Source organism: Tabrizicola sp., assembly GCF_031377265.1.
Lineage (GTDB): Bacteria > Pseudomonadota > Alphaproteobacteria > Rhodobacterales > Rhodobacteraceae > JAUYQR01.
This window is the reverse complement of record NZ_JANMET010000007.1, coordinates 1-4818: the sequence shown is the minus strand read 5'-3', so window position 1 is coordinate 4818 and position 4818 is coordinate 1. Positions and strand designations below refer to the sequence as shown.

Sequence of the window (4818 nt, the reverse complement as noted above, 5' to 3'; positions counted from 1 at the left end):
AAGGGATCATAGGCCACGACCTTCATGTGCAGGCCCACTGCGCGGTCGCAGACGATGCCGCCGATGTTGCCGGCGCCGATCACGCCGAGGGTCTTGTTGAACAGCTCCACCCCCATGAAACGCGACTTCTCCCACTTGCCGGCCTGGGTGGAGGCGTTGGCTTCGGGAAGTTGCCGGGCGACGGCGAACATCATCGCAATCGCATGTTCGGCGGTGGTGATGGAGTTGCCGAAGGGCGTGTTCATCACGATCACGCCTCTTTTGGAGGCGGCAGGAATGTCGACATTGTCAACGCCGATGCCAGCGCGGCCGATGACCTTGAGGCGGGTGGCCTTTTCGAGAAGTTTCTCGGTGGCCTTGGTGGCCGAACGGATGGCCAGCCCGTCATACTGGTCGATGATCGCGGCCAGCGCGTCCTTGTCTTTGCCAAGCTTGGGCATGTAATCGACCTCGACCCCGCGGTCGCGGAAGATCTGGACGGCGGTTTCAGAGAGTTCGTCGGATACGAGAACCTTGGGGGCCATGGCGGGCTCCTTATATGAATGAAGGGTCAGGAATCGGGCCGCGTCAGACGGCCGCTGCCTGGCTTGCGATTTCGGAGTGGAAGGCATGCGCGATCCACGGCATCAGCGCCGCCACGTCGGCGGTTTCCACCGTCGAGCCGCACCAGATGCGCAGGCCGGCTGGCGCGTCACGATACGCGCCTACGTCATAGGCCACGCCCGCCTTTTCCAGCCGCTTGGCGACAGCCTTCGCAAAGCCCTCGCCGTCGGTGATGCGGGGGTCAGTGAACTTCAGGCAGACCGAGGTTGTGGAGGCCGTGGCGGGGTTTTCGGCCAGATTGGCGAGCCAAGCGTTGGCGGCGCAAAAATCCCAGACGACGCGTGCATTCGCGCTGGCGCGGGCGACAAGGCCGCTCAGGCCGCCGACGGACTGCGCCCATTTCAGCGATACGAGGTAATCCTCGACCGCGAGCATCGATGGGGTGTTGATCGTCTCGCCGGTGAAGATCCCTTCGATCAGTTTGCCTTTGGAGGTCAGGCGGAAAATCTTCGGCAGAGGCCACGCGGGAGTATAGCTTTCCAGCCGTTCAACCGCGCGGGGTGACAGGATCAGCATCCCATGCGCGCCTTCGCCGCCAAGCACTTTTTGCCAAGAAAACGTCGTCACATCGAGCTTGTCCCACGGCAGGTTCATCGCAAAGGCCGCCGAGGTCGCGTCGCACAGCGTCAGGCCCTTGCGGGCGGCCGGGATCGCATCGCCGTTCGGCAGGCGGACGCCCGAGGTGGTGCCGTTCCAGGTGAAGGCCACGTCGGCGTCGAAATCGACCGCGGCGAAATCGACGATCTGACCATAGGGCGCGATCTTGACTTTCGCATCCAGTTTCAGCTGTTTCACCACGTCGGTGACCCAGCCTTCGCCAAAGCTTTCCCAGGCCAGCATTTCGACCGGGCGGGCACCCAGCATCGACCACATTGCCATCTCGAACGCGCCGGTGTCGGATGCGGGCACAATGCCGATGCGGTAATCGGATGGAACGCCGAGGATATCGCGGGTAAGGTCGATCGCCTCTTTCAGCTTGGCCTTGCCAACTGCGGCCCGATGCGAACGGCCCAGCGGCGCGTCGTTCAGCATAGCCAGAGAATAACCGGGGATTTTGGCGCAAGGGCCAGAGGAGAAACGCGGATTTGCCGGGCGCGTGGCCGGTGGGGTCAGATCTGTCATGGTAGCCTTCCAGCTAAAAGCCCTTCGTTGGGGAAGGGTGTCCCAAGACGGCACCTACGATATCCCCGAAAAAACGTCAATTCCCAAAGGCTCTTGCGATGCTGACGTTGCAGGTTCATGCGGCTTCTCGCAGAACGATGTAGGAACGTGCGGACAGGATTGGCACAAAACTGACACAGCCGATTCCGGGATTGTTCCCGGTCTGTCCGAACATGGAACGCGCGCCCAAGCCGACCTGATACCGGAAGATGTGCGCCACCGAATGGCCGTAGCCCGCGCCTTGTGTGAGGCCATTGGGGAAGCGCATCCGGATGACGCTGTCCAGATCATGTCTGCGGCGTTGACCGGCCTGACCCATGGTGGGCAGCGCCCCGACTTCTTCCTCAATGCCCAGGAGGAGGTGGACTGGTGGGCCAGCGTTGAGCCCCCAGAGGTGCTGGTCGCCACGCTCGCCGCCGTTCTCAAGAATCTGGGCAACCGGGCGATGCACCTCGAGACCCGCAAACGGCTTTTCTGGATCCTCTGGAAAAGCTTCAGCCCCCAAGTGCAGGCGCGCTTCAGCAAAGTGGCGACTGGCGGGCAGGCGTCATGATCATTCAACGCACGTCTGTCTCATCCGCCACCCCGTTCAACCTGCCCGAGGTGGCAGAGCATGGCCGGCTGACTTACCCAGGTGATCAGAGCGAAGTGCATCGACTGTCGCTGGCAGCTGCACGGGAGTTTGAGGACTTCGCTCAGATCGCTCTACTGGACCAGACAATCGGCGTCACCCTCGAGGAGCCGATCCGGTCTGCCATGCTGGGCTTGCCGATTGCGCCGCTGGTCGATCCGCTATCGGTCGATATCACGGTCGACGGTCTGGCCTTTGACGCCTTCGCAGTCATCACCGGCTTGCGCCCCGCAATCCGCTTCACAGGGGACAAGCCCTGCGGCCTAGTCGTGATCACCTACCTTGCGGGCTTCGGTGCCACGGCCGCCGCGATCCCCGATGACGTCAGGCACGCTGTCGCGGACCAGGCGATGGCCTACTACGAGATGCGAGGCCCCGGCGACGGCAAGAGCAACGGCATGTCCCCGCACATGGCGCGGATCGCTGCCCGCTATCGGAGGGTGGCGCTGTGACCGCAGACAGGCACTTCACTGGCGATGCTGACGTTGACCAGCTGCTGTTCAGCTGGGGCCGTGTGATCCGCGACGCAGAAGGCTGGGCGCGAGGCTTTGCCCTCTCGATCCAGCGCGATCGGAAGAAACCGGGATGGAAGCCGAGCGCCAGGCAGCTTTCGGTCATGCGCCAGATGGTCGCCGAGCTGCCCGCCTTTGAGGGCAGTGGTGACGGGCAGGTCATCGAACTGGAGGGATGAAAGAAGGAAGCCCGCCGTTGGCGCGGCGGGCCGGTGCGGGCGGGAGGGTTCAGACAGTGGCCGCTCGCACTGAAAGCATACCACGGGGCCGGATCAGATGCAAAGGGCAGTCCGAAAGACCGAAGCCCGATCCGCTGCACAGCGTTCGACGTGCAGGAAGTAGCGGTCAACTCACTGGCGAGGACGCGCGCACAGTGAGGCCCTAAGCGGCGGCCCGGCTCCGGCCAATGGCAAGACCGTGCGGGCATAGGGACAGCCGCAGCCATGTGCTGTGGGCTGTCTTCCTATGCCCGTCACAACAACCCTCACCAGCCAATGGGCTGTGAGTCTTGAGACTGAGACGAGACCGAGAAGGACTTGAGATGAAGATCAGCGCTGCATCCGTCGTTCACGACCTTTTCCCCAGCGCCGCTGGAAATGGTGCCAATGCCGCCGATTTCGGTTCGCCTAAGGACCGGCCTGGTAGTCTTCCTTTCTCTCTCACGTCGAAAATTTCGGGAAAGTCGCCGGGCATCCGAGCCATTCAGTTTCTGAGCCTTTTGTTGATTCCAGAGGGAAAAAGGGCCGGAAAACCACTAAAACTTGCAGAATTCCAGCGAAAATTCGTAAAGGGGACTTTCGCGAAGAATGTCATGGTCGGCGTGCTGTCGATTGGGCGGGGCAACGCGAAAACCGCACTCGCGGCAGGCTTGGCGTTGGCAGAGGCGGTGGGCGCGCTGCAGGAGCACCCTCAGCCCAAGCGCGAAATCATCGCCGCTGCCCGAAACCGTGACCAGGCGCGGACCGTCTTCAATTTCGTGGTCGGGTTTATCCAAGGACTGCCGCCGGAAGACCAGGCACTCTTTACCATCCGTCGCGGATCAAAGCTCGAGGTCGAATGCGACTGCTTCGGTGGTGGTCTGATCCGGGTTATCGCCGCTGACGGCAAATCAATTCTTGGTGGTGCCCCGACGTTGGCGATCCTGGACGAACGCGCGGCTTGGGATCGTGAGAAGGGCGACAATCTCGAGAACGCGATCATGTCCGGCCTGGGCAAGCGTGACGGCCGAGCGCTGATCATCTCCACCAGTGCCCCCGATGACGCGAACACCTTTTCTCGCTGGCTGGATGATCCGCCACCAGGCACCTACGTGCAAGAACATCGCCCTGCTTTCGGCCTGCCTGCCGATGACCTCGACAGCCTGCTGCAGGCAAACCCCGGCGCGGCAGAAGGAATCGGTTCGACCCCAGATTGGCTGGTCGCTCAAGCCCGCCGTGCCATCGCGCGAGGCGGTTCGGCGCTGTCCAGTTTCCGAAATCTGAACCGCAACGAGCGCACCTCGACCGAGGATCGTTCGGTCCTGGTCACCGTGGATGAATGGATGGCGGCAGAGGTATCGCCCGATGATCTGCCGCCCCGTCAAGGGCCGTGCATCCTGGGCGTCGATCTGGGCGGCAGTCGCAGCATGTCAGCGGCGGCGTTTTACTGGCCCGACACCGGGCGGCTTGAAGCGCTTGGCACCTTCCCGGCTTCACCATCGCTGGCGGATCGCGGCGCGGCGGATGGTGTCTCGGACCGCTACGTCCAGATGAACGAACGCGGTGAGCTGTCGGTGATGGGAGAGGCGACCGTGCCCGCCGGCCAATGGCTGGCAAAGATCGTCCGGCACCTGGACGGCGCGGAAGTGTCCTGCATCGTAGGCGACAGGTTCCGTCATGCCGAATTCACCGAGGCCATGCAGGCGGCGGGGCT

Annotated in this window: 6 protein-coding genes; 4 read left to right on the top strand and 2 right to left on the bottom strand. The window is 62.9% G+C overall.

Going from position 1 to position 4818, the window contains the following annotated elements; all coding sequences use genetic code 11:
- Positions 1–524 (bottom strand): NAD(P)-dependent oxidoreductase (locus tag RMO18_RS00550; RefSeq protein ID WP_309663289.1); only part of this gene is annotated, 524 nt, incomplete at its 3' end.
- Positions 525–567: 43 nt separating this feature from the next.
- Positions 568–1725: a phosphoserine transaminase gene (locus RMO18_RS00545; protein WP_309663288.1), complete on the bottom strand. Its 1158-nt coding sequence runs from the start codon at positions 1723–1725 to the stop codon at positions 568–570.
- Here RMO18_RS00545 and RMO18_RS00540 point away from each other — a divergent pair.
- From RMO18_RS00540 to RMO18_RS00525, 4 genes are all read left to right on the top strand, one after another.
- Complete coding sequence (locus tag RMO18_RS00540; RefSeq protein WP_309663287.1) at positions 1724–2317, top strand: hypothetical protein; 594 nt, start codon at positions 1724–1726, stop codon at positions 2315–2317. The two genes, RMO18_RS00545 and RMO18_RS00540, sit on opposite strands and share 2 nt — an antisense overlap.
- Entirely contained in the window at positions 2314–2847 is a 534-nt protein-coding gene (locus RMO18_RS00535) for a hypothetical protein (RefSeq protein WP_309663286.1), read from the top strand. Before RMO18_RS00540 ends, RMO18_RS00535 begins: the two co-directional genes overlap by 4 nt.
- Positions 2844–3086, top strand: coding sequence for a hypothetical protein (locus RMO18_RS00530; RefSeq protein ID WP_309663285.1), 243 nt, complete (start codon positions 2844–2846; stop codon positions 3084–3086). The genes RMO18_RS00535 and RMO18_RS00530 overlap by 4 nt, the downstream gene beginning before the upstream one ends.
- A 362-nt stretch (positions 3087–3448) precedes the next feature.
- On the top strand, positions 3449–4818 hold a 1370-nt coding region (locus RMO18_RS00525; protein ID WP_309663284.1), incomplete at its 3' end, for a terminase large subunit domain-containing protein.

Coding starts and splice junctions, on each gene's coding strand:
- RMO18_RS00540 (WP_309663287.1), top strand. CDS start 1,724: ATGGTAGCCTTCCAGCTAAAAGCCCTTCGTTGGGGAAGGGTGTCCCAA.
- RMO18_RS00545 (WP_309663288.1), bottom strand. CDS start 1,725: ATGACAGATCTGACCCCACCGGCCACGCGCCCGGCAAATCCGCGTTTC.
- RMO18_RS00535 (WP_309663286.1), top strand. CDS start 2,314: ATGATCATTCAACGCACGTCTGTCTCATCCGCCACCCCGTTCAACCTG.